The organism is Rathayibacter sp. AY1H2, from assembly GCF_002931985.1.
Classification (GTDB): Bacteria; Actinomycetota; Actinomycetes; order Actinomycetales; family Microbacteriaceae; genus Rathayibacter.
Genome location: NZ_PSUV01000001.1, coordinates 79,463 through 102,600, shown reverse-complemented (window position 1 = coordinate 102,600; position 23,138 = coordinate 79,463). Strand labels below are relative to the sequence as shown.

Genomic DNA, 23,138 nt, shown 5'->3' with positions numbered 1-23,138 from the left:
CGGTCATGCGGCGGATCAGCCGAACTGGGCGAGCGCCTCCTCGATGACCGTCGCGGCGTCGTCGATGAGCTCCTCGCTGATGACCACGCTCGGCATGATCCGCAGCACGCTGTCCCAGCTGCCCGCGTCGAGGACGATCACGCCGTTCGTGGTGGCGTGCTTCAGGATCGCGGTGAGCGCCTCCGGGTACTGCTTCTTCGTGCCCGGGTGGACGAGCTCGACGCCCCACATGGCGCCCTTGCCGCGGACCTCGCCCACGACCGCGAAGCGCTCGGCCCAGTCGCCGATCCGCGCCTGCAGCAGGCGCTCGACCCGCTGCGCCTCCTCCAGCAGGCCCTCGGACTCGATCGCCTCGAACGTCGCGAGCGCCGCGGCGGTGGAGACGGGGTTGCCGCCGAACGTGCCGCCGATGCCGCCGGGCTGCACGGCGTCCATGATCTCGGCGCGGCCGGTGACGGCGGCGAGCGGGAAGCCGCCGGCGATGCCCTTGGCCGTCGTGATGAGGTCCGGGACCACGCCGTGGTGCTCGATGGAGTACCAGGTGCCGGTGCGGGCGATGCCGGCCTGGATCTCGTCCGCGACGAAGACGATGCCGTTCTCGGTGCAGAACTCGGACAGGCGGCGGAAGTAGCCCGGCGCCGGGATGATGATGCCGCCGTCGCCCTGGATCGGCTCGACGAAGAGCGCGGCCAGCTCCTGCGCGCCGATGTGGGTGGTGATGTAGTCGATGGTGCGCTCGGCCGCCTCCTCGCCCGTCATGCCCTCGGGGTCGCGGAACGGGTAGCTGATCGGGAGGCTGTAGATCTCGCCCGGGAAGGGGCCCATGCCCGCGCGCTCCGGCCAGGGGCGGTAGGTCATCGCCATCGTGAGGTTGGTGCGGCCGTGGAAGGCGTGGTCGAGCGTCGCGATGGCGCGGCGGCCGGTGAACTTCCGCGCGATCTTGACGGCGTTCTCGACCGCCTCCGCTCCGGAGTTCACCAGGATCGAGTGCTTCTCGAAGTCCCCGGGGGTGATCTCGGCGAGCTTCTCGGCGACCCGGACGTAGTTCTCGTACGGAGTGACGGTGAAGAGGGTGTGCGTCAGCTTCTCGGCCTGCGCGGCGGCCGCCGCGGCGACCGCGGGGTGCGCGTGGCCGATGGTGGTCACTCCGATGCCGCAGCCGAGGTCGATCAGGCGGTTGCCGTCGACGTCGACCAGGACCGCGCCCGACGCGTGGTCCATGTAGATGTTCGCGAGCGTCCCGGCGCCGCGGGAGACGCTGGCGACGCGGCGCTCCTGGAGGGCGACGGAGCGCGGGCCGGGGAGCTCGGTGACGAGCTCTCGGGACTGGGGGACCGAGAATTCACGCATGCCCCGATGGTAGGCCTGGGACCGTTCGAGGACCCGCACCCAGCGCGTTGCGAGGCGCGCCGTGCAGGATGGAGGCGATCCCCGAACGTCCACCGGCCGCCGCCGGTCACGAAAGGTGCCCCTGTGCGCAGAACCCTCGCGATCCTCGCCGTCCTCGGCGCCTCCCTGAGCCTGGCGGCCTGCACCCCCGGGGAGCCGGATGCAGCGCCGTCCGCCTCCGCCACCCCGCTCGGCTGCGCGACCGAGGGCGAGGCGACCGCCGCGGTGCAGACCAGCGGCGATTTCGCCACCAAGCCAGTCACCGTGTTCCCCAGCCCGGTCAGCGTGGACGTCACCGAGCGCTCGGTCGCGATCGAGGGCACCGGCGAGGAGGTCGCCGAGGGCGACACCGTGCTGGTCGACTACACGCTCTACAACGGGACGAGCGGTGCCGAGTTCTCGGCGAGCAGCTACGCGTCCGGTGGCCGCGCGGCCTTCGAGGTCGACACCGACCAGTACCTCGCCGGCCTCGTGAAGGCCGTCAACTGCGCGACCGTCGGCTCGCGCGTCGTCGCCGTCGTTCCCCCGGCCGACGCGTTCGGCGACGCCGGGCAGAGCCAGTTCGGCATCGCCGCGACCGACTCGATCGTCATGGTGATCGACGTCGAGCAGATCGTGCCGACCGCCGCCGACGGCGAGCCGCAGCCCCCGGTCGACGGCCTGCCGACGGTGGCGCTCGCCGAGGACGGGGCGCCCACCGTCACCATCCCCTCGACCGACCCGCCCGCCGACCTGCAGCTCGCCGTCCTCAAGAAGGGGAGCGGCACGACCGTGGCCGACGGCGACCAGCTGATCGTGCAGTACCAGGGCGTGGTCTGGGGCACCGGCGAGGTGTTCGACCAGAGCTGGGGGAAGCCCGCTCCCGCCGCCTTCGGCACCGGCGACGTGATCGAGGGCTTCAAGGAGGCCGTGGTCGGCCAGACCGTCGGCTCGCAGGTGCTCGTCACCATCCCGCCGTCGAAGGGCTACGGCGACCAGGGCAACCAGAACGCGGGGATCAGCGGGACCGACACCCTCGTCTTCGTGGTCGACATCCTCGCCATCAGCTGACCGGGAGGCGCTGGGTGCTCCGTGCCAGGATGGGCGGATGCGCAGGGTCATCATCCTCGGCTCGACCGGGTCCATCGGCACGCAGGCTCTCGACGTCATCGGCGCGAACCGCGAGCGGTTCGAGGTCGTCGGCCTCGCCGCCGGCTCGAACCGGGCGGCGGTCGCCGAGCAGGCGTCCGCGTTCGGCGTCGAGCACACGGCGTTCGGCGCGGAGGAGGCCGAGCAGCTGATCCGCTCGGTCGACGCGGACGTCGTGCTGAACGGGATCACCGGCTCGGTGGGGCTCGGCCCGACGCTCGCGGCGCTCGAGGAGGGCAGGACGCTCGCCCTCGCCAACAAGGAGTCGCTGATCGTCGGCGGCGAGCTCGTCACCTCGCTCGCCGGTCCCGGCCAGATCGTGCCGGTCGACTCCGAGCACTCCGCGATCGCCCAGGCCCTCCTCGCGGGCGAGCACCGCGAGGTCCGCCGCCTCGTGCTGACCGCGTCCGGCGGGCCGTTCCGGGGACGCGACCGCGCCTCCCTCCGCGACGTCACCCCGGCGCAGGCGCTCGCGCACCCGACCTGGGACATGGGCCTGGTCGTCACGACCAACTCCTCCACCCTGGTCAACAAGGGGCTCGAGGTGATCGAGGCGCACCTGCTCTTCGACGTCCCCTACGACCGGATCGACGTCACCGTGCACCCGCAGTCGGTGATCCACTCGATGGTCGAGTACGTCGACGGCTCGACGATCGCCCAGGCCTCGCCGCCGGACATGCGGCTCCCGATCTCGCTCGGCCTCGACTGGCCGCACCGCGTCGCCGGGGTCGGCGTCCCGCTCGACTGGACCCGCTCCCACTCCTGGACGTTCGAGCCGCTGGACGAGGAGGCGTTCCCCTCGGTCCGGCTAGCGAAGCGCGTCGGGGAGGCGGGCGCCTCCTACCCGGCCGTGTTCAACGCGGCGAACGAGCAGGCCGTGCAGGCGTTCCACGCGGGGCGGATCGGCTACCTCGACATCCTCGAGACGGTGGAGGCGGTGGTCGACGCGCACAGCGTCGACGGCACGCTGACCCGCGAGTCGCTGGCCGCGGCGGAGGAGTGGGCGCGCCGCACGGCGGACGAGCGGATCGCCGGAGTCTGACCAGGGGTCATCCGAACGGGCTCCTTCTCCGCGGATCCGTGTCGGCGGACGTCGCGCCGCTGATCCGCTCGGCCGCGGAGTTCATCGGATCCGTGCAGGCGCACCCCAGCGTGGACGGGCGGGCCCGGCCTACAGTGTGTCGGTGGAATCCGTGCTGCTCTTCGTCCTCGGCGTCGTCATCATCGCCGTCGGCGTCGCCCTCTCCATCGCCCTGCACGAGGTCGGGCACCTGCTCCCCGCCAAGCTGTTCGGGGTCAAGGTCACGCAGTACATGATCGGGTTCGGGCCGACCCTCTTCTCCCGGCGCCGAGGCGAGACGGAGTACGGCGTCAAGGCGATCCCGCTCGGCGGCTACATCGCCATGATCGGCATGTACCCGCCGAAGCACCCGGGGGACCGGCCCACGGAGTCGAGCACAGGCTTCTTCAACGGCCTGGCGTCCTCCGAGGCCCAGCTCGAGGAGCCCCGGCGCGGCGCCTACGCCACGATGATCGACGAGGCCCGTGCCGCCAGCGCCGAGACGATCGGCGACGGCGAGGACCACCGCGCGTTCTACCGGCTCCCCGTGTGGAAGCGCGTGATCGTCATGGCCGGCGGCCCCTTCATGAACCTCGTGATCGCCACGGTCCTCTTCACCGTCCTCCTCTGCGGCATCGGGATCCCGCAGAGCACCAGCACCCTCGCCGCGGTCTCGCAGTGCGTGGTCCCGGAGTCGCAGCGCGCGACCGCGACCTGCACCGCCGACGACCCGCTGGCACCCGGAGCCGCGGCCGGCCTGCTGCCGGGCGACACGATCACGGCGATCGACGGCACTCCGGTGAGCACCTGGAACGACCTGACCCCGATCATCCAGCGCTCCGCGGGCGTCCCGCTCAGCGTGTCCGTCCAGCGCGACGGCGCGCCGCTGACCCTCACGATCACCCCCGCCGAGAACGAGGTCGCGGTGACCGACGCGAACGGCGCCCCCGTCACCGACGCCTCCGGTGCGATCGAGACGCAGACGGTCGGCTTCATCGGCATCTCGCCCACATCGGCCCTCGCGCAGCAGCCGGTCACCGCGGTGCCCGAGACGGTCTGGTCGAACATCACCAGCGTCGCCCACGTCATCCTCAACCTGCCGCAGCGCCTCATCGACGTCGCCCAGGCGGCGTTCGGCTCGGAGGCGCGCGACGCCAACGGCCCGATCAGCGTCGTCGGAGTGGGCCGGATCGCGGGCGAGATCGCCGCCTCCGACCAGCTCCCCGTCGTGTCGAAGGTGCAGACGATGGTCGGCGTCCTCGCCTCGCTCAACGTCGCCCTCCTCGTCTTCAACCTGGTGCCGCTGCTCCCCATGGACGGCGGCCACATCGCCGGCGCCCTCTGGGAGGGCCTGCGCCGCCGGATCGCCAAGCTCTTCGGACGCCGCGACCCCGGCCCCGTCGACATCGCCCGCCTGCTCCCGCTCACCTACGTCGTCGTCCTCGTCCTCGGCGGCATGAGCGCCCTCCTCATCTACGCCGACATCGTCAAGCCGATCACGCTGTTCTGAGTTGGATTCCACGCCGGGCCTCGCCCGGCGTGGCGCGGTCGGCTTCTCGGGGTGGGGGCGTGAGTGGAGCGGGCCGCAGGCGGCTAGGGCGAATCGCTGGCACGCGATTCACCCGTTCGCCTCGCGGGTGGAGGACGGGCCTCGCCCGGCGTGGTGCGGTCGGCTCTGCGAGGTGGGGTGTGGGTGGAGCGGGGTGCGGGCGGCTGGGGCCGGTCGCTCGGACGGGATCGGCGGTTCGGCTCGGGAGCGAGGCGACCGCGGATCGTCGTGCGGTCTCGGGCTGAGAGCAGGTGCGGTGGACGGGTTCCGAGGCGCGCGGGAGGGGCGGCGGCTGGGAAGGTGCGGCGAGCGGACGAGGGGTACCGCGGCGCGCGTACGATGGGGCGCGTGCCAGCAGTGAATCTGGGTCTTCCCAAGGTCCCCATGACCCTCGCCCCCCGCCGCAAGTCCCGCCAGATCAAGGTGGGCAAGGTGCTCGTGGGCGGTGACGCGCAGGTCAGCGTCCAGTCGATGTGCACCACACCGACGACGAACATCAACGCGACCCTCCAGCAGATCGCCGAGCTCACCGCGTCCGGCTGCGACATCGTCCGCGTCGCGGTGCCGAGCCGCGACGACGCGGAGGCGCTGCCGATCATCGCCAAGAAGAGCCAGATCCCGGTCATCGCCGACATCCACTTCCAGCCCAACTACGTCTACGCCGCGATCGACGCCGGCTGCGCCGCGGTCCGCGTGAACCCCGGCAACATCCGCAAGTTCGACGACCAGGTCGGCAAGATCGCCGCCGCCGCGAAGGCCGCCGGCGTCTCGATCCGCATCGGCGTCAACGCCGGCTCGCTCGAGCCGAGCATCCTGCAGAAGTACGGCAAGCCCACCCCCGAGGCCCTCGTCGAGAGCGCCGTCTGGGAGGCCAGCCTCTTCGAGGAGCACGACTTCCACGACTTCAAGATCTCGGTCAAGCACAACGACCCCGTCGTCATGGTGAAGGCCTACCGCCAGCTCGCCGAGCGCGGTGACTGGCCCCTCCACCTCGGCGTCACCGAGGCCGGCCCCGAGTTCCAGGGGACCATCAAGTCCGCCACCGCCTTCGGCATCCTCCTCGGCGAGGGCATCGGCGACACCATCCGCGTGTCGCTCTCGGCCCCGCCCGCGCAGGAGGTCAAGGTCGGCCTGCAGATCCTCCAGTCGCTGAACCTCCGCGAGCGCAAGCTCGAGATCGTCTCCTGCCCCAGCTGCGGCCGCGCGCAGGTCGACGTCTACACGCTCGCCAACGACGTCACCGCCGGCCTCGAGGGCATGAGCGTCCCGCTGCGCGTCGCCGTCATGGGCTGCGTCGTCAACGGACCCGGCGAGGCCCGCGAGGCCGACCTGGGCGTCGCCTCCGGCAACGGCAAGGGCCAGATCTTCGTCAAGGGCGAGGTCATCAAGACCGTCCCCGAGGCCGAGATCGTCCAGACCCTCATCGAGGAGGCCAACCGCCTGGCCGCCGAGATGCCGGCCGACGACACCTCGACCGGAGCCCCGGTCGTCACCGTCGGCGCGAACTGACGGCGCGGGGCGGATCGGCGTGGTCCGCCCCGCACTGCGCCTCGCGCTCGTGGTCGTCGCCGCCGCGCTCCTCGCCTCCGGTGTCGCCGCGCTCCGCAGCGGCCCGTCCTCCGAGGCCGGCGAGTGCATCGACAGCCGCAGCCCGCAGGACCCCTTCGGCTGCGACCGCTGGGTGCTGACCGCGGCCGAAGGGGAGACCCCGTACACGGCCTGGGTCGAGGACGCCCGCGTCCGCCTCCGCTCCGAGAGCGTCGGGGGTGCGCCGACCCTGGTCGTCGGCACCGGCTGCCTCGTGGTCAGCGCCGCCTACCGGATCGACGACGGCGTGCTGATCCCGGGCGACGAGGTGACCGGCTCCGACACCTGCTCCGACACGCCGAGCCCCGAGGCCATCCGGCTCCGGGCGCTCCTCTCCGGCCCGATGACGATCGGCGGCACCCCCGACGACGTGCTGCTGGACGGCACGGGCGGAGCGGTCGTCTTCTCGCGGATCCCCGACTGAGGCTCCCGGCGCCCTCGCGAGCCGGGGGAGCGCAGCGGATAGGATCGTCCCTCGTGGTCACCCGTCTCTCGCATCTGTTCGTCCGCACGCTCCGGGAGGATCCCGCCGACGCCGAGGTCGCGGGCCACCGCCTCCTCGTCCGCGCGGGCTACATCCGCCGTCAGGCGCCCGGCGTCTTCGCCTGGCTGCCGCTGGGACTGCGCGTCAAGCGCCGCATCGAGCGGATCATCCACGAGGAGATGGAGGCCGCCGGCGCCCAGGAGGTGCACTTCCCCGCGCTCCTGCCCCGCGAGCCCTACGAGCTCTCGGGCCGCTGGACCGAGTACGGCGACGGCGTGTTCCGCCTGAAGGACCGCAAGGACGCCGACTACATGCTGGCTCCCACGCACGAGGAGTTCTTCACGCTGCTCGTGAAGGACCTCTACTCCTCCTACAAGGACCTGCCCCTGTCGATCTACCAGATCCAGGACAAGTACCGGGACGAGGCGCGGCCCCGCGCGGGCCTCCTGCGCGGCCGCGAGTTCACGATGAAGGACGCGTACTCCTTCGACTACACCGACGCCGGCCTCGACGCGAGCTACCAGCGCCAGCGCGACGCCTACGAGCGGATCTTCGCCCGTCTGGGCCTGGAGTACGTGATCGTGCAGGCCGACGCCGGAGCGATGGGCGGCTCCCGGAGCGAGGAGTTCCTGCACCCCACCCCCGTCGGCGAGGACACCTTCGTCCGGTCGGCGGGAGGGTACGCGGCGAACGTCGAGGCGTACCGCACTCCCGTCCCCGCGGCGCTGCCCGTCGAGGGCCTGCCCGAGGCGCGCGTCTTCGACTCGCCCGACACCCCGACCATCCAGACCCTGGTCGACCTGGCGAACGCGACGCAGCCCCGCCCCGACGGCCGCGCCTGGACCGCCGCCGACACCCTGAAGAACGTCGTCCTCGCGCTCACCGCGCTCGACGGCACCCGCGAGCTCGTGATCGTCGGCCTGCCCGGCGACCGCGACGTCGACCTCAAGCGCGCCGAGGTGGCGTTCGCCCCGGCCGAGGTCGAGGCCGCCACGGCGGAGGACTTCGCGAAGCACCCCGGACTGGTCAAGGGCTACATCGGACCCTGGTCGGCCGAGGGAGCCGTCCTGGGCGAGGAGTCGGCGACCGGCGTCCGCTACCTGCTCGACCCGCGCGTGGTCGACGGCACCGCCTGGATCACCGGGGCCAACGTCTCCGGGCAGCACGTCCTCGACCTGGTCGCCGGCCGCGACTTCCACGGCGACGCCACCGTCGAGGTCGCGGACGTCCGCACCGGCGACGAGGCGCCCGACGGCTCGGGCCCGATCGAGACCGCCCGCGGCATGGAGATCGGCCACGTCTTCCAGCTCGGCCGCAAGTACGCCGACGTCCTCGGGCTGAAGGTGCTCGACGAGAACGGGAAGCTGGTCACCGTCACGATGGGCTCCTACGGCATCGGCGTGACCCGCATCCTCGCCATCATCGCCGAGGCCACCCACGACGACCGAGGGCTGCTCTGGCCCGCGAACGTCGCGCCGTTCGACGTGCACGTCATCGCGACCGGCAAGGACGCGGCGGCTCTCGAGCTCGCCGAGTCGGTCGGCGCCTCCCTCGAGGCCGCCGGCCGCGACGTGCTGATCGACGACCGCCCGAAGGTCTCGCCCGGCGTCAAGTTCGGCGACGCCGAGCTGATCGGGGTGCCCGTGATCGTCATCGCGGGCCGAGGAGCGGCCGACGGGATCGTCGAGCTGTGGGACCGCCGGTCCGGCGAGCGCGAGCAGCTCCCGGTCGCCGAGGCGCTCGCCCGGCTGGGCGCCTAGACCCGACACGCCGAGGGCCCCGCCACCGCTTCCCGTGGCAGGCGGGGCCCTCCGTGCGTCGGCAGGATCCGCGGGTGGAACCCCGGGCCGCGTCGGGTACCCTTGAGGGCTGATCCGGGTGAGAGCCCGGCAGGCGAACGACCGCGGTCACCACCGCGGCATCCAAGTGAATAGAGAGAAAGGCCCGCCCGTGGACATCGACCTGAGCGTTCTGCGACTCATGGAGCGCGAGCGCGAGATCCCCTTCGAGGAACTCGTGCAGATCATCGAGCAGGCGATCCTGACCGCCTACCTCAAGCACATCGGCCAGGCCGACGACGCCGACAAGGCCACCGCCGTCGACGCGCGAGTGCACCTCGACCGCAAGACCGGTCACGTCTCGGTCTTCGTGCCCGAGCTCGACGAGGAGGGCGCCGTCGTGGGCGAGGCCGAGGACTCCCCGCGCGACTTCGGCCGCATCGCCGCCTTCGCCGCGAAGCAGGTCATCAACCAGCGCCTGCGCGACATCGCCGACGAGCACGTGCTCGGCGAGTTCAAGGGCCGCGAGGGCGACATCGTCGCCGGCGTCATCCAGCAGGGCCCCAACCCGCGGATGATCCACGTCGACCTCGGCTCCATCGAGGCGATCCTCTCGCCCGAGGAGCAGGTGCCCGGCGAGGACTACAGCCACGGACGCCGCATCCGCGTCTACGTCACGAGCGTCGGCCGCGGACCCAAGGGCCCGTCGGTCCAGGTGTCCCGCACCCACCCGTCGCTGGTGCGCAAGCTGTTCGCTCTCGAGGTCCCCGAGATCGCGTCCGGCGTGGTGGAGATCGTCTCCCTCGCCCGCGAGGCGGGCCACCGCACCAAGATCGCGGTGCGCGCGACCGAGCCCGGCGTGAACGCCAAGGGCGCCTGCATCGGCGAGCTCGGCCAGCGCGTGCGCGCGGTGACCGCCGAGCTCAACAACGAGAAGATCGACATCGTCGACTACTCCTCCGACCTGCCGACCTTCGTCGCCAGCGCGCTCTCGCCTGCCAAGGTGACCAGCGCGTTCGTGATCGACCAGAGCCTCAAGGCCGTCCGGGCGCTCGTCCCCGACTACCAGCTCTCGCTCGCCATCGGCAAGGAGGGCCAGAACGCCCGCCTCGCCGCCAAGCTGACCGGCGCGAAGATCGACATCCAGCCCGATTCGGTGATGGACGGGGAGTGATCCCCGAGCATCGGCCGTGCGGGGGAGCGGTCCCGGAGGGGAGGGAGTAGAGTGGAAGCCGTCAGAACGTGCGTCGGCTGCCGTCTGCGCGCCCCCCGGGCCTCTCTTCTGAGGCTGGTCCTCCACTCGAACGTCCTCGCGGTAGACCCGCGTGCCGTCCGTCCTGGTCGGGGAGCGTGGCTCCACGACACAGCCGACTGCTACGAGTTCGCGGTCAAGCGCCGCGCGTTCGGAAGAGCGTTCCGGACACGCGAGAGCGTGGACGCGAGCGAGCTGGAGCAGTACATCGCACGATCCGACCGGCTCGGCCCCTCGACCGGAGGGGCCGGAGCAGCGCACGATCACACCATAGAGAACAGGCAGAACGGCCCGTGAACTGATCATGAGCGAAGACTGATGAGCGGCTCGAAATGAGACCCGTCCGTTCGTGACGCCTGCCCCCGTCTTGGGTGCAGGCCCAAGACAGGAGAGAAGTGGCAAAACCACGCGTACACGAGATCGCATCCGAACTGGGTGTCGATAGCAAGGTCGCACTTGCGAAGTTGAAGGAGCTCGGCGAGTTCGTCAAGGGCCCGTCCTCGAGCATCGAACCCCCGGTGGCGCGCAAGCTCCGCCAGGCCCTCCAGGGCCAGGGCGGTTCCTCCGCGGGAGCGTCGGCGACCCCGACCGCCCCCGCCGCCGGCGCCCGTCCCGGGGCCCCGCGCCCCTCCGGCGCCCGTCCGTCCGCGCCCACGCCCGGCCCGGCCAAGCCGCCCGCTCCGGCGCCCGCACCGCCGATGTCTGTCGCCGAGCGCCAGGCCCAGGCTCAGGCAGCCCAGGAGGCCGCGGCCGCTCAGCGCGCCCAGGCAGCCAAGGACGCGCCCGCCGAGGCCGCCGCTCCGGCTCCGACCGAGGCCCCCGCAGCTCCGGCCGCCGCCGAGAAGCCGGCGTCCGGCGCGACCCCCGGCGGACCCAAGCCCGTGACCCCGCGTCCGGCTCCCGCCGCGAACACCCCGCGCCCCGGCGGCGCCTCGGGCGGCTCCAACCGCCCCGGCGGCACCCCGCGCCCGGGCAACAACCCGTTCGCCAGCAACCAGGGCATGGGACAGCGTCCCGCCGCCCCGCGCCCCGGCAACAACCCCTTCGCCAGCTCGCAGGGCATGGGATCGCGTCCGACCCCGGGCAACATCCCCCGCCCCGCTGCTCCGCGCCCCGGCGCGCCCCGACCCGGCGGACCCGGCATGGGCCAGCGCCCCGCCGGCTTCGGCCAGCGTCCCGGCGGACCCGGCGGCGGAGCAGGACGTCCCGGCGGTGCCGGTCGTCCGGCCGGCGGCGGCTTCCAGCGCCCCGGCGGCGCTCCCGGTGCCGGTGGCGGCTTCGCCCCGCGTCCCGGTGGCGGCGGCGGTCGCGGTCGCGGCCCCGGCGGTGGAACCGCAGGAGCGTTCGGTCGCGGTGGCGGCAAGAGCAAGGCCCGGAAGTCCAAGCGCACGAAGCGTCAGGAGTTCGAGCTCAGGGAGGCCCCGTCGCTCGGCGGCGTCAGCGTCCCCCGCGGCGACGGCAGGACGGTCATCCGTCTGCGCCGCGGCGCGTCGATCTCGGACTTCGCCGACAAGATCGAGGCCATGACCGGCGTGCCGGTGCCCCCCGGCAACCTGGTCACGGTCCTCTTCGCCCTCGGCGAGATGGCGACGGCGACCGAGTCGCTCGACGAGGCCACCTTCGAGGTGCTCGGCTCCGAGCTCGGCTTCAAGATCCAGGTCGTCTCGCCCGAGGACGAGGACAAGGAGCTCCTCGAGGGCTTCGGTCTCGACCTCGAGCAGGAGCTCGACGACGAGACGGACGAGGACCTCGAGATCCGTCCGCCGGTCGTCACCGTCATGGGTCACGTCGACCACGGAAAGACGCGCCTGCTCGACGCGATCCGCAACGCCAACGTCGTCGCCGGCGAGGCGGGCGGCATCACGCAGCACATCGGTGCGTACCAGGTCGTCGCGGAGCACGAGGGCATCGAGCGCCCGATCACCTTCATCGACACCCCGGGTCACGAGGCGTTCACCGCCATGCGAGCCCGCGGTGCCCAGGTCACGGACATCGCGATCCTCGTGGTCGCGGCGGACGACGGCATCATGCCGCAGACCATCGAGGCGCTGAACCACGCCCAGGCGGCCAACGTGCCGATCGTGGTCGCGGTGAACAAGGTGGACAAGCCCGACGCCAACCCGGCCAAGGTGCGCCAGCAGCTCACCGAGTTCGGGCTCGTCGCCGAGGAGTACGGCGGAGACGTCATGTTCGTCGACGTGTCGGCTCGCGCGGGTACCGGCATCCAGGACCTCCTGGACGCCGTGCTGCTCACCGCGGACGCCGGTCTCGACCTGCGCGCCAACCCCAACAAGGAGGCGCGCGGAGTCGCGATCGAGGCGAAGCTCGACAAGGGACGCGGTGCGGTCGCGACCGTGCTCATCCAGTCGGGAACGCTGCGCGTCGGAGACGCGATCGTCGCCGGAACGGCCTACGGCCGCGTCCGTGCGATGGCGGACGAGAACGGCAACGCCGTCCTCGAAGCCGTGCCGTCGCGTCCGGTGCAGGTGCAGGGACTCTCGTCCGTGCCCCGCGCCGGCGACACCTTCCTCGTCACCGAGGAGGACCGCACGGCCCGTCAGATCGCCGAGAAGCGCGAAGCCGCTCAGCGCAACGCCCTGCTGGCCAAGGCCCGCAAGCGCATCTCGCTCGAGGACTTCACCCGTGCTCTCGAGGAGGGCAAGGTCGAGTCGCTCAACCTCATCATCAAGGGCGACGTGTCCGGTGCCGTCGAGGCGCTGGAGGAGTCGCTCGTCAAGATCGAGGTCGACGACTCGGTGCAGCTGCGCATCATCCACCGCGGTGTCGGTGCGATCACGGAGTCGGACGTCAACCTCGCGACGATCGACAACGCGATCATCGTGGGCTTCAACGTCCGCCCCGACCCGAAGGCCCGCGAGCGCGCTGCTCGAGAAGGAGTGGACATCCGCTTCTACTCGGTCATCTACAACGCGATCGAAGAGGTCGAGAACTCGCTCACGGGCATGCTCAAGCCCGAGTTCGAGGAGGTCCAGTCCGGTGTCGCCGAGATCCGCGAGGTGTTCCGCTCCTCCAAGTTCGGCAACATCGCGGGCGTCATCGTCCGCTCCGGCACGATCACCCGCAACTCGAAGGCGCGCGTCATCCGTGACGGCGTCGTGGTCGGGGACAACCTGGCCATTGAGTCGCTGCGTCGCTTCAAGGACGACGTCACGGAGGTCCGTACGGACTACGAGGCCGGTATCGGACTCGGAAAGTACAACGACATCCAGATCGGCGACGAGATCGAGACGATCGAGATGAAGGAGAAGCCGCGAGGCTGATCCGCTCCACTGGAAGGCCCGGGTCCGCCCGGGCCTTCCGGCGTCTCACGGCGCTGTTCGTGCGGGATCGGGAGGGGACTCTCGTCCTCTCGCGCCCTGCGGGAGGAATCGGGGGCCGCCGGTGTCCCGGAGGTGCGGACCCTCCAGTGGGCGCTTCCGCACCCCCGGGTGCGGGAGACCGACCCCGATCAGGCGCTCCTGTCTCGGTGGGTGCGCCCGCTGAGCGAGCAGCTCGCGAGCAGCGAGCCTGCGGGCGATGTCCGGCTCCCGATCCAGCACCTGAGCCTTCCCACCCCCCGGTCCCCGAGGATCAGGGGGGGGGGCGGACCCGCACCCCCTCCGATCGCGGGCACGGGTGGGGTGCCTCCTCGCGGCTCCTGGCCGGGCCTGGCGGGCGGGCCGCAGGCCCGCGGGAGGGAGCCGCGAGAAGGCACCCCACCCGCGCCGTCGCAGACGCGCGGTCGAGGGGCATCACGCCCCAGAAGCAAGGCCCCCTCGGACGCGACCGGTCGTCCGGGCGGAGAGTGGTTGAATGGCGAGCTGAACGGTTCGCCGAGAGAGATGTGAGGACCAGCCATGGCAGATCCGGCCCGGGCGAGGAAGCTCGCCGAACGTATCCAGGTGATCGTCGCGAAGCGGCTCGAGCGCGGTCTCCGCGACCCGCGCCTCGGCTTCGTCACCATCACCGATGTCCAGGTGACCGGCGACCTGCAGCACGCCTCGGTGTTCTACACGGTCTACGGCACCGATGAGGAGCGCGCCGATTCGGCCGCGGCCCTCAAGGCCGCCACCGGAATGCTCCGCACCGAGGTGGGCAGGAACATCACGTCGCGGCTCACGCCGTCGCTCGAGTTCATCCTCGACGCGGTGCCCGAGAACGCGAAGCACATCGAGGACCTGCTCGCCGCCGCGCGCAGCCAGGACTCGCAGGTGCAGTCGCTCGCCGCTCAGGCGGACTACGCCGGCGAGGCCGACCCCTATGTGAAGCCCCGCGAGGACGACGAGGACTAGGCGCCGAGCCCGAACACCGCGGAGCCCGTGGCGACGTCGACCGATTCCAGGACGACGACGACACGGGCTCCCGGCGTGAGCGGGGCCGGGACGTCGACGGTGATCTCCGGGTCGAGCAGCTGGACCGAGGAGCGGGTGCGCGCCGAGGAGACGACGATCCCGCTGAAGGAGGCTCCTTCGCGGCCGCGGAGGACGGCGGCCTCGACGATCGCGGTCGCCGCACGGGAGGCGGCTCCGGCCCGGCGGTCGCTCGCGGCGAGGAGCGGCGGGAGCAGGGGCAGCGCCTCGCGCAGCTGCGACGGGATCGTTCCGCCCCGGGACACCGCGAGGCAGACGGCGAGGCCGAACCGGTCGACCAGGCGCCGCAGCGGCGCGGTGACGTGCGCGTACGGCGCGGCGAGAGCCGCCTGCTCGGGATGCTCCGGCGGGGCGCCGTCGAAGGCGGTGTAGCCGGCGCCGCGGAACAGGCTCGCCGCGGCGTACATGATGGCGAGCTGGGCGGGGTCGGCGGTGTCGAGGCGGCGCAGGTAGGCGCCGTAGGCCTCCTCCTCGGGCCACGGGACGCCGAGCGCCGCGGCTCGGGAGCGGAAGGCCGCGACGGTGGCGGGGTCGGCCTCGGGCATGGTCCGGAGGATGCCCACCCCCGCGTCGAGCATCATCGTCGCCGCCGCCATACCGGTCAGCAGCGAGACCTGGGCGTTCCAGCCCTCGACGGCCAGGGGAGCGCGGCGCTCGACCCGGTAGCCGCCGTCGGCGGCGACGATCTCCTCCTCGGGCAGTGTCAGGCTCGCTCCTCCGCGCTCGGCCTCGCGCGCCAGGCGCTCGGGTCCGAACCAGGGGAGGAGGGCGAGGGAGGGGTGCGGATCGCCCGCGTCGACGCTGCGCTGCACGCCCTCGTAGTCGAGCCGGGCCACGCTGCGCACGAGCGCCCGCTCGAGGTGCACCGAGCGCGGCTCCGCCCGCTCGTCGAGGGTCAGCGTCCAGACCAGCGCTCGGCGCGTCTCGTCCGGCAGGAGCGACGCGGTCCCCTCGGAGAGGACCGCGGGGTGCAGCGGGACGCGGCCGTCCGGGAGGTAGTAGGTCTGGCCGCGGCGGCGCGTCTCGGCGTCGAGCGCTCCGCCGGTGCGGACGACCGCGGGCACGTCCGCGATGGCGTAGCGGAGGACGACGCCCTCTGACGTGCGCTCCAGGTGGAGGGCCTGGTCCAGGTCGAGCGAGCCGGGCGGGTCGATCGTCACGAAGGGGAGGTCCGTCCGGTCGACGCGGTCCTCGTCGTCCGCTCCGGCGTCCGCGTGCTCGGCCTCGGCCAGCGCGGCCGGCGGGAACGGGCCGGGCAGGTCGTTCTCGACGCGGACCGCGGCGAGGGCGCGCTGGACGTCCTGGGCGAGGTCGACGTCGAGGGCGCGCTCGACGGCGGCGTCGGGGCGGGGGAGGCGGAGGCGGCGACCGGTCACGGCGCCGACCCTACCCGCCTCCTCCGACGCGGACGGCGGTCGACGGGCCCTCAGGAGCCGGGGAGGAGGTAGCCGTCCTCCGGGCCGCCCGTCGCCAGGCCGTCGGCGAGGAGCCCGGCCAGGGCGCGACCGCGCTGGTCGGCGTCCGGCCAGAGAGACTCCACCTCGGCCGCGGTGACCGGGCCGTGCGCGGCGCGCAGCTCGGCGAGGATGAGGCCGCGGACCTGGCGGTCCGAGCCCTCGAACCGCTTCTGCTTCGCCTTCACGGGCCCGGTGTGCTCGGGGTACCCCTCCGCCCGCCAGCGGCAGAGGTCGCGGATCGGGCACTCGTCGCAGCGCGGAGCGCGGGCGGTGCAGACGATCGCCCCCAGCTCCATCGCGCCCGCGTTGAAGGCCGCCGCCTCGGAGAGCGACTCGGGCAGCAGCGCCGACATCGCGGCGAGGTCGGCCCTCGCGCGGGGCGGGCCGGGCTCCGCCGCTCCGTCGACCGCGCGCGCGAGGACCCGGCGGACGTTGGTGTCGACCACGGGGTGCCGCCTCCCGTAGGCGAACACGGCGATGGCGCGGGCGGTGTAGTCGCCGATGCCGGGCAGCGCGAGGAGGGTCTCGACGTCGTCGGGGACCACGTCGCCGTGCTCCTCGGCGATCGCCACGGCACAGGCGTGCAGGCGCAGGGCCCGCCGCGGATAGCCCAGGGACTGCCAGGCGCGCACCGCCTCGCCGGGAGGGACGGCGGCGAGCGCGGAGGGTGTCGGCCAGCGCTCCAGCCACTCCGCCAGACGCGGGACGACGCGGACCACCGGGGTCTGCTGCAGCATGAACTCGCTGACGAGCGTGCCCCAGGCGGGGAAGTTCTCGCGGCGCCACGGCAGGTCGCGGGCGCTCGTGCGGAACCAGGCGGTGATCGCGTCGGCGAGAGGGTCGGAGGGCATCAGCCCACACTAGGCGGCGGCGCGTATCGTGGGCGGATGACCAGGTGGGCTCCGCAGAAGGCCGATGTGCTCGACGCTCTCGCGGCGGAGGTGCTGCACAACTACGGGCGCGGACGGGTCAAGGTCGGGATCGACGGCGACGACCCCGCGGTGAGCGCGGCGTTCGCGCTCGACCTCGCGGAGGCGCTCCGCCGGGCCGGCAAGGACGCGATCGTCGCGCACCTCGCCGACTTCCGACGTCCCCGCGCCGATCGGGACGACCCCGCCGTGCCCGAGGAGCAGCGCTCCTACGCGGCCGGGTACGACTACGAGCTCCTGCGCCGCGTCCTGCTCGATCCGTTCACCCTCGGCGGCAGCACCGGGTTCGTGCTCGCGGGCTTCGACGCGGTGCGCGACGAGGCGCGGCAGGCGCGCTGGCGGACCGCCGGCCGCGACGCGGTGCTGCTCGTCGACGGCGAGTTCGCCCTCCGGCCGGAGCTGCGCGGCGCGTGGAGCACCAGCATCCGCCTCGACACGCAGGAGCCGCCGGTGGACGCGGCGTACCGCGCCACGACGGATCCGCGCCGGCTGGCGGGGATCCTCGTCGACATCCGCGATCCGGAGCAGCCCCGGCGCCTCTTCGCCGACTCCTGCTGAGCCTCGGGACGGAGGCCGCCGCCGCGGGCGGCGTCGGTCCGACAGGGCCGCGGGCTCAGACCAGGGCGGCGCGGCGCACGACCTCAGCCGGCGGCACGAAGGCGCCCGCCCGCTCGACCTCGTGCACCAGGTCGACCAGCAGCTGGTTGACCGGTGCCTCGCGCCCGCCGCGGTGAGCGGTGCGGACCACGGCCCCGGCCAGGTGGTCGATCTCGCTCGGCACTCCGCGGCGGACGCTCTGCAGCGTCGACCCGGGGTTCGGCACCTCGCCCATCCGCGCGGCCATCCGGCGGGGGAGCAGCTCGACCAGGGGCAGGGGAGCGGCCGCCAGGGCGCGGACGGACGTGTTCGAGAGTCCCTGCAGCGAGCCGAAGCGGACGCCCGACGCGAGGCCCGTCCGGGCGGCCTCGCGCATCGACCGGGCGAGGACGCGCCGCAGCCCCGGATCGTCGATCGTCTCCTGGACCGAGAGCCCGGTGATCGCGGGCAGGGCGTTGACCTCGTTGATCAGCAGCTTCGTCCACTGCGCTCCGGTGAAGTCGTCGGTGACGGCGGTGGGGACCGCCTCGCCGAGCACGGCGGCGGCCCGTCGGACGTCGTCGTCGGCCGGGCGGCCGGGGACGCCGAGCGTGGTCGTGGCAGGAGCCGTGACGGTGACCCGGCCGGGTTGGAGGTGGCTCGCGGCGAAGAGGGCGAGAGCACCCACGAGCCGGGCGTCGCGCACCTGCCGGGCCGCCGCGGTGAGTCCGTCCAGTCCGTTCTGGACGACGACGACGAGAGTGCCGTCGACCGTGCGGCGGTTGGTGCGCAGCGCGTCCTCGGCGTCCTGCGCTTTCGTGCAGACGAAGGCGAGATCGGGCACGAGGTCGAGGGACTCGCCGCAGCGGACCCAGGCGGTGTGCTCGCCCCACGCCCCGTCGAGCCGGATCCCCGACCGGCGGATCGCGGTGAGGTGGTCGCCTCGGGCGGTGACCTCGACGTCGTGCCCGGCGCGGTCGAGAAGGGCGGCGATGGTGCCGCCGACGGCGCCTGCTCCGAGTACTGCGATCCTCATCCGGACAGCCTAGGACGGGCGGGCGAGGGCTCCGGCTCCACCCCGGGGGTACTCCCGATCCGTCCGTGTATCCTCGCACCCGTGCTCGAGACCCCCGCCCCGGCTCCGAACGGGATCCTCCTGCTGGACAAGCCCGGCGGCATCACCAGCCACGACCTCGTCTCGCGGACCCGCCGCCGCGCGGGGACCCGCAAGGTCGGCCACGCGGGGACGCTCGATCCGATGGCGACCGGGCTGATGATCCTCGGTCTCGGCCCCTCGACGCGCCTGCTCACCTACCTCGTCGGCCTCGACAAGCAGTACGAGGCGACGATCCGGCTGGGCTCCTCCACCACCACCGACGACCAGGAGGGCGAGGTGCTCGCCTCGGCGGAGCCCGCCCTCGTCGCGGCCCTCGCCCCGGAGTCGGTGTCCGACGCGATCGCGGCCCTCACCGGAGCGATCGAGCAGGTCCCGAGCACGGTCAGCGCGATCAAGGTGGACGGCCGCCGCGCCTACGCCCGCGCCCGCGACGGCGAGGAGGTCGTGCTCGCCTCCCGCCCCGTGACCGTCTCGGAGTTCGCCGTCCTGGCGAGCCGCCCGGTCGAGGGGTTCCTCGACCTGGACGTGCGCGTCACCTGCTCCTCCGGCACCTACATCCGCGCGCTCGCCCGCGACCTGGGCGCGTCCCTCGGAGTCGGCGGCCACCTGACCGCGCTGCGGCGCACCGCGGTCGGCCCCTTCTCCGTGGCCCAGGCCGGCGAGATCGACGAGCTCGACGTACCCGCCGCGCTCCTGCCGCCGACGCTGGTGGCGGGCGAGCTGTTCCCCCTGCTGCGCCTCGACGCCCAGGAGGCGGGCGATCTCGCGAACGGCAAGCGCATCCCGGCCCCGGAGGCGGTGGCGGGAGCGAAGGGCCTCCTCGCCGCGGTCGGCCCGGGGGAGCGGCTGATCGGCCTCGCCGAGCGGCGCGGCACCCAGCTCAAGAGCGTCGTCAACTTCCCGACCGAGGACCTGCGGACGGCCGCCTCGTGATCGAGTGGTTCACGATCCTCCAGGTGGGGATCGCCGTCGCGGCCGGCCTGCTCTGCCTCGTGCTCGGGCTGCTCGCCCGCCGTCCCTCGGACGTCTCGGTCGGCGCGACGGCGATCGTCGAGCTGCTGCTGATCGTCCAGCTGGCGGTCGCGATCGTGTCGCCGCTGGTCGGCAACCGCCCGTCGGGGAGCCTGCCGGAGTACTACATCTACCTGATCTCGGCGCTGCTCCTGCCGCTCGCGGCCGGGTTCTGGGCGCTCATCGAGCGGAGCCGCTGGAGCACCGTGATCCTGGGCGTCGCCTGCCTCTCGATCGCGGTCATGGTCTACCGGATGCACCAGATCTGGTTCTTCCAGAGCGCCTGATCGGGCCCGCCACCGGGCCCGGCCCGGCGAGCGCCTAGCATGGACGTGCGATGTCGAAACCAGCCAGCGATGCGTCCGGACGGGCCGCTCACGACCCCTCAGTCCCCTCGGCCCCCGGGAGCGGCGAGCCGACCCGTTCCGCCCGCTCGCGCGGGATCGGCAGCCTCCTGGTCGTGGTCTACGGGATCCTCGCGCTCGCCGCGACGGGGCGCTCCGTCTTCCAGATCATCGACCGGTTCGACGAGGCGCCGCTGGCGTTCTCGCTCTCGGCGCTCTCGGCCGTCGTGTACATCGTCGCGACGGTCGCCCTGATCGTCCCGGGCCGCGCCTGGCAGCGCGTCGCGTGGGTGACGATCACCTTCGAGCTGGTGGGCGTGCTCGTGGTCGGCGCGCTCAGCCTCCTCGCTCCGCAGCTCCTCGGGCTCGCGAGCGCCGACCCGTTCGGGCGCCAGTCGACGGTGTGGGCGGCCTTCGGCGCCGGCTACCTGCTCATCCCGCTCGTCCTGCCCGTGCTCGGCCTCTGGTGGCTCCGCGTGCAGGGGCGGCGCACGGCCCCGGCGGCCGCCTGATGCGCGTCGAGACCCGCCCCGGCGACCTGGCCGGGATCGGACCCTCCGCCGTCACGATCGGCAAGTTCGACGGCGTCCACTCCGGGCATCGGGCCGTCATCGGCCGGCTGCACGAGCGGGCCCGCGAGCAGGGGCTCGCCGCCGTCGTCGTCACCTTCGACCGCAATCCGCTCAGCGTGATCGCGCCGGAGAAGTGCCCGCCCGTCCTGGTCGGCAACGAGCAGAAGCTCGAGCTCCTCGCCGGGACCGGCGTGGACGCGACCCTGCTGCTCACCTTCGACGAGGCGTTCCGGGCGCTCTCGCCCGAGCAGTTCGTCGAGCAGGTGCTGGTGGAGGCGCTCGAGGCCCGCCTGGTCCTCGTCGGCTCCGACTTCCGCTTCGGCGCCCGGGGAGCGGGCGACGTCGACCTGCTGCGCGTGCTCGGCGGGCAGCACGGATTCGAGGTGGAGCTGATCGACGACGTGCGGCCCGAGGACGGCCGCCGCGTCTCCTCCACCTGGATCCGCGAGCTGCTGGCCGAGGGCGACGTGGAGCACGCGACGCGCCTGCTCGGGCACGAGCCCGTCGTCCGCGGCGTGGTCGTGCACGGAGCGAAGCGCGGCCGCGAGCTGGGCTTCCCGACCGCGAACCTCTCGCCGCAGTCGCAGGGCCTGATCCCGGCCGACGGTGTCTACGCGGGCCGGCTCACCACCGACGGCGTCACGCATCCCGCCGCGATCTCGGTCGGCAGCAACCCGACCTTCGTCGGAGTGCCGCCCAAGCAGGTCGAGGCGTACGTGCTCGACCAGACGCTCGACACCCTCGACCTCTACGACCGCGTGGTCGACGTGGCGTTCGTCGGCCGGATCCGCGGCCAGGTCGCCTACGAGGGCGTCGAGCCCCTCATCCGCCAGATGAACCACGACGTGGTGCAGGTCCGCGAGGTCCTCGGCATCGACTGAGCGGGACGCCGGCCGCCGCCTAGCAGGGGCCGCGGGCCCGCACCAGCGGGAGAGGTCCCGGGGCCATCGGCGTACCGTGGCCGCATGAGCGAAACCCCCTCCGACTCGGCGCGCCCCCTCGCGCTCGTCACCGGCGCGACCGGCTACATCGGCGGCCGGCTGACGCCGCGCCTCCTCGAGGCGGGCTTCCGGGTGCGCGTCCTGGTGCGCGACCCGCGCAAGCTGGTCGACGTGCCGTGGGCGGAGGAGGTCGAGGTCGCCCAGGGCGATCTCGGCGATCCGGAGTCGCTGGAGGCCGCGGTCGAGGGCGTCGACGTCCTCTACTACCTCGTCCACTCGATGGGCTCGGGCAATGACCACGCCCACTTCGAGGAGGTCGAGAGCCGCGCCGCGCACAACGTCGCCACGGCCGCGGAGTCGGCCGGCGTCGGCCGCATCGTCTACCTCGGCGGCCTGCACCCCGAGGGCCAGGAGCTCTCGAAGCACCTCCGCTCGCGCGCGGAGGTGGGCCGGATCCTGATGGAGTCGGGAGTGCCGACGATCGCCCTGCAGGCGGGCGTGATCATCGGCTCCGGGTCGACCTCGTTCGAGATGGTGCGCCACCTCACCGACGTGCTGCCGTACATGCCCGCGCCGCAGTGGGTGCGCAACTTCATCCAGCCGATCGCCGTGCGCGACGTGCTGCACTACCTGATCGGCTCCGCGTCGCTCGAGGACGCCGCGCTCAACCGCACCTTCGACATCGGCGGGCCCGACGTGCTCCGCTACGGCCAGATGATGAACGGCTACGCGGTCGAGGCCGGGCTCCCGCAGCGGCCGATCGCGTCCCTGCCGGTGTTCACCCCGTGGCTGGCCTCGCAGTGGGTCAACCTGGTCACGCCGATCCCGCGCTCGCTCGCGGTGCCCATCATCGCCTCGCTGCAGTACGACTGCGTCGTGCACGAGCAGGACATCCGCGCGCTCATCCCTGACCCCGAGGGCGGGCTGACCTCCTACCGCCGCGCCGTCCGGCTCGCGCTGGGAAAGATGCAGGCGGGCGAGATCGAGACGAGCTGGCAGAACGCGGAGGTCGTCGGCGCTCCCAGCGATCCGCTGCCGAGCGACCCGGAGTGGGCCGGCCACACGGTCTACGTGGACCTCAAGGAGCGCCGCACCCAGGCCGACCCGGCCAAGCTCTGGCGCGTCATCGAGGGCATCGGCGGCACCAACGGCTGGTACTCCTTCCCGCTCGCGTGGGTGATCCGCGGCTGGATGGACCGCCTCGTCGGGGGAGTAGGCCTGCAGCGCGGGCGCCGCGACTCCGCGCGCCTGCACGCCGGCGACGCCCTCGACTTCTGGCGCGTCGAGGAGATCGAGCGGCCGAAGCTCCTGCGCCTGCGCGCCGAGATGAAGGTGCCCGGCGGGGCCTGGCTCGAGATGCGCGCCGAGCCCTCCGGAGACGGCGGCTCGGTCTACACGCAGCGCGCGGTGTTCTTCCCGCAGGGCCTCGCGGGCAGGCTCTACTGGTTCGCGATCCTGCCCTTCCACGGCATCATCTTCAACGGCATGGCCAACCGCATCACGGCCACCGCGGCCGACCTGCCGGACTCCGGCGACGAGCGCTCCCCTGGCGGGCGCCGGGTGCAGCGGTGACAATGGAGGGGTCCGGCGGCGG

Annotated in this window: 20 protein-coding genes; 16 read left to right on the top strand and 4 right to left on the bottom strand. The window is 72.9% G+C overall.

Annotation, left to right across the window (positions count from 1 at the left end):
- Positions 1-15: 15 nt before the first annotated feature.
- Positions 16-1,350 carry an aminotransferase class III-fold pyridoxal phosphate-dependent enzyme gene (locus C5C29_RS00455; protein WP_104223043.1) on the bottom strand — a complete coding sequence of 445 codons (1,335 nt, stop codon included), beginning with the start codon at positions 1,348-1,350 and terminating at the stop codon, positions 16-18.
- 123 nt (positions 1,351-1,473) lie between these two features.
- Here C5C29_RS00455 and C5C29_RS00450 point away from each other — a divergent pair, with 123 nt between their 5' ends.
- From C5C29_RS00450 to rbfA, 10 genes are all read left to right on the top strand, one after another.
- Entirely contained in the window at positions 1,474-2,439 is a 966-nt protein-coding gene (locus tag C5C29_RS00450) for an FKBP-type peptidyl-prolyl cis-trans isomerase (RefSeq protein ID WP_181074916.1), read from the top strand.
- Positions 2,440-2,476: 37 nt separating this feature from the next.
- Positions 2,477-3,559: a 1-deoxy-D-xylulose-5-phosphate reductoisomerase gene (dxr, locus tag C5C29_RS00445; RefSeq protein ID WP_104223045.1), complete on the top strand. Its 1,083-nt coding sequence runs from the start codon at positions 2,477-2,479 to the stop codon at positions 3,557-3,559.
- A 142-nt stretch (positions 3,560-3,701) separates the two neighbouring features.
- Positions 3,702-5,087, top strand: coding sequence for an RIP metalloprotease (locus tag C5C29_RS00440; protein ID WP_258062217.1), 1,386 nt, complete (start codon positions 3,702-3,704; stop codon positions 5,085-5,087).
- A 387-nt stretch (positions 5,088-5,474) separates the two neighbouring features.
- Positions 5,475-6,635, top strand: coding sequence for a flavodoxin-dependent (E)-4-hydroxy-3-methylbut-2-enyl-diphosphate synthase (gene ispG, locus C5C29_RS00435; RefSeq protein ID WP_173244694.1), 1,161 nt, complete (start codon positions 5,475-5,477; stop codon positions 6,633-6,635).
- A 19-nt stretch (positions 6,636-6,654) separates the two neighbouring features.
- The gene (locus tag C5C29_RS00430) at positions 6,655-7,137 is read left to right on the top strand and encodes a hypothetical protein (protein WP_104225178.1); all 483 of its coding nucleotides are present in this window, start codon (positions 6,655-6,657) and stop codon (positions 7,135-7,137) included.
- 53 nt (positions 7,138-7,190) lie between these two features.
- Complete coding sequence (locus C5C29_RS00425; protein WP_104225179.1) at positions 7,191-8,957, top strand: proline--tRNA ligase; 1,767 nt, start codon at positions 7,191-7,193, stop codon at positions 8,955-8,957.
- A 190-nt stretch (positions 8,958-9,147) separates the two neighbouring features.
- Positions 9,148-10,149: a transcription termination factor NusA gene (gene nusA, locus C5C29_RS00420; RefSeq protein ID WP_104225180.1), complete on the top strand. Its 1,002-nt coding sequence runs from the start codon at positions 9,148-9,150 to the stop codon at positions 10,147-10,149.
- 51 nt (positions 10,150-10,200) lie between these two features.
- Positions 10,201-10,524 (top strand): YlxR family protein, encoded by a 324-nt coding sequence (locus tag C5C29_RS00415; RefSeq protein WP_104225181.1) that lies wholly within the window; start codon positions 10,201-10,203, stop codon positions 10,522-10,524.
- Positions 10,525-10,622: 98 nt separating this feature from the next.
- Positions 10,623-13,508, top strand: a complete 2,886-nt coding sequence (gene infB, locus C5C29_RS00410) for a translation initiation factor IF-2 (RefSeq protein WP_104260219.1) — start codon at positions 10,623-10,625, stop codon at positions 13,506-13,508.
- Positions 13,509-14,084: 576 nt separating this feature from the next.
- The gene (rbfA, locus tag C5C29_RS00405; RefSeq protein WP_104223052.1) at positions 14,085-14,519 is read left to right on the top strand and encodes a 30S ribosome-binding factor RbfA; all 435 of its coding nucleotides are present in this window, start codon (positions 14,085-14,087) and stop codon (positions 14,517-14,519) included.
- Here the strand turns inward: rbfA and C5C29_RS00400 are convergent.
- Both C5C29_RS00400 and C5C29_RS00395 read right to left on the bottom strand, forming a co-directional pair.
- Positions 14,516-15,973, bottom strand: coding sequence for a ribonuclease catalytic domain-containing protein (locus C5C29_RS00400; protein WP_104223053.1), 1,458 nt, complete (start codon positions 15,971-15,973; stop codon positions 14,516-14,518). The genes rbfA and C5C29_RS00400 overlap by 4 nt on opposite strands.
- A gap of 50 nt (positions 15,974-16,023) precedes the next feature.
- Positions 16,024-16,905 (bottom strand): A/G-specific adenine glycosylase, encoded by an 882-nt coding sequence (locus C5C29_RS00395; protein WP_104223054.1) that lies wholly within the window; start codon positions 16,903-16,905, stop codon positions 16,024-16,026.
- 36 nt (positions 16,906-16,941) lie between these two features.
- Between C5C29_RS00395 and C5C29_RS00390 the strand changes: the two genes are divergently transcribed.
- Complete coding sequence (locus tag C5C29_RS00390; RefSeq protein WP_146082085.1) at positions 16,942-17,541, top strand: hypothetical protein; 600 nt, start codon at positions 16,942-16,944, stop codon at positions 17,539-17,541.
- Between the two features lie 55 nt (positions 17,542-17,596).
- On the opposite strand, the gene C5C29_RS00385 is transcribed toward C5C29_RS00390, so the two are convergent.
- Positions 17,597-18,595 (bottom strand): ketopantoate reductase family protein, encoded by a 999-nt coding sequence (locus C5C29_RS00385; RefSeq protein WP_104223056.1) that lies wholly within the window; start codon positions 18,593-18,595, stop codon positions 17,597-17,599.
- 81 nt (positions 18,596-18,676) lie between these two features.
- Between C5C29_RS00385 and truB the strand changes: the two genes are divergently transcribed.
- The 5 genes from truB (at position 18,677) to C5C29_RS00360 (ending at position 23,116) form a co-directional block, all read left to right on the top strand.
- Positions 18,677-19,609, top strand: coding sequence for a tRNA pseudouridine(55) synthase TruB (gene truB, locus C5C29_RS00380; RefSeq protein ID WP_104223057.1), 933 nt, complete (start codon positions 18,677-18,679; stop codon positions 19,607-19,609).
- A complete protein-coding gene (locus tag C5C29_RS00375; RefSeq protein WP_104223058.1) occupies positions 19,606-19,974 on the top strand; it encodes a hypothetical protein in 369 nt (122 codons plus the stop codon). The genes truB and C5C29_RS00375 overlap by 4 nt, the downstream gene beginning before the upstream one ends.
- Positions 19,975-20,024: 50 nt before the next feature.
- Complete coding sequence (locus C5C29_RS00370; RefSeq protein ID WP_258062220.1) at positions 20,025-20,543, top strand: hypothetical protein; 519 nt, start codon at positions 20,025-20,027, stop codon at positions 20,541-20,543.
- Entirely contained in the window at positions 20,543-21,484 is a 942-nt protein-coding gene (locus C5C29_RS00365; RefSeq protein ID WP_104223133.1) for a bifunctional riboflavin kinase/FAD synthetase, read from the top strand. The genes C5C29_RS00370 and C5C29_RS00365 overlap by 1 nt, the downstream gene beginning before the upstream one ends.
- Positions 21,485-21,568: 84 nt before the next feature.
- The gene (locus C5C29_RS00360) at positions 21,569-23,116 is read left to right on the top strand and encodes an SDR family oxidoreductase (RefSeq protein WP_104246567.1); all 1,548 of its coding nucleotides are present in this window, start codon (positions 21,569-21,571) and stop codon (positions 23,114-23,116) included.
- Positions 23,117-23,138 lie beyond the last annotated feature (22 nt).